Source organism: Paracoccus marinaquae (assembly GCF_018860165.1).
Taxonomy (GTDB): domain Bacteria; phylum Pseudomonadota; class Alphaproteobacteria; order Rhodobacterales; family Rhodobacteraceae; genus Paracoccus; species Paracoccus marinaquae.
The window spans coordinates 1-1,049 of the sequence record NZ_JAHKNG010000129.1 but is presented as its reverse complement, the minus strand read 5'-3'; the positions used below and the strand labels follow the sequence as shown (position 1 = coordinate 1,049).

Annotated in this window: 1 protein-coding gene; it reads left to right on the top strand. The window is 65.4% G+C overall.

Annotation, left to right across the window (positions count from 1 at the left end):
• The coding region (gene tnpC, locus KNW02_RS20630) for an IS66 family transposase (protein ID WP_216035045.1) at positions 1–1,049 on the top strand (1,049 nt) is incomplete at both ends.

Here is a 1,049-nt window from a genome sequence, read left to right as displayed (position 1 = left end):
CCGAGGTTGAGGCGGAAAAGGAAATCCGTGCCCCCAAAGCAGGGGGCGGGACGACCAAGTCCGCGCCCAAGCGCACCATTGGCAATCTGCCTGCCGCCCTTCCGCGCATTGAAGAGGTAATCGAGCCTGACAGCCTGATCTGCCCCTGCGGCTGCGGTGTCATGCATCGGATCGGTGAAGACCGCAGTGAGCGGCTGGACATCGTGCCGGCCCAGTTGCGCGTCATCGTCACCGTGCGCCCGAAATATGCCTGTCGGACCTGCACCGACGGCGTGACGCAGGCCCCGGCACCCTCACATCTGATCGCGGGCGGGCTGCCAACCGAAGGTGCCATCGCTCATGTCCTGATCAGCAAATATGCCGATCACCTGCCTCTGTATCGCCAGAGCCAGATCCTGGCGCGGGCGGGGCTTGATCTGCACCGTGCCGTGCTGGCCGATTGGGTCGGCAAGGCTGCATTCCATCTGAAGCCCGTCGTCGACCGGTTGGCCGAGAATCTGAAGCGATCCGGCAAGCTGTTCATGGATGAAACCACCGCCCCGGTGCTGGATCCGGGGCGCGGAGCAACAAAAACCGGATATCTCTGGGCACTCGCCCGAGATAACCGATCCTGGGGCGGCGAGGACCCGCCCGGCGTGGTCTACTTCTACGCCCCCGGCCGCGCGGGCGAATGTGCTGAAACCTTCCTGACCGGCTTCGACGGCATTCTGCAGGTCGACGGCTATACCGGCTACAATCGACTGACCAAACCCTCGCGCAAGGGCGGCGCGCCCATTCGCGTGGCGCATTGCTGGGCGCATGCGCGCCGCAAACTGAAGGAGGTCTTCGACCGCGACGGATCAGCGATCGCCGCCGAGGGCCTGCGCCGCATTGCCGAATTCTATGCCGTCGAGGCCGATATCCGCGGCGTCTCCTCCGGCCAGCGCCTCTCAGCCCGCCAAGCCCGCACCGCGCCGCTGGTGGCCACCTTCGGCGACTGGCTGCAGGCGCAGCGCCGCAAGACCTCCGCCAAATCCCGCTTGGGCGAAAAACTGGCCTATATCCATAAC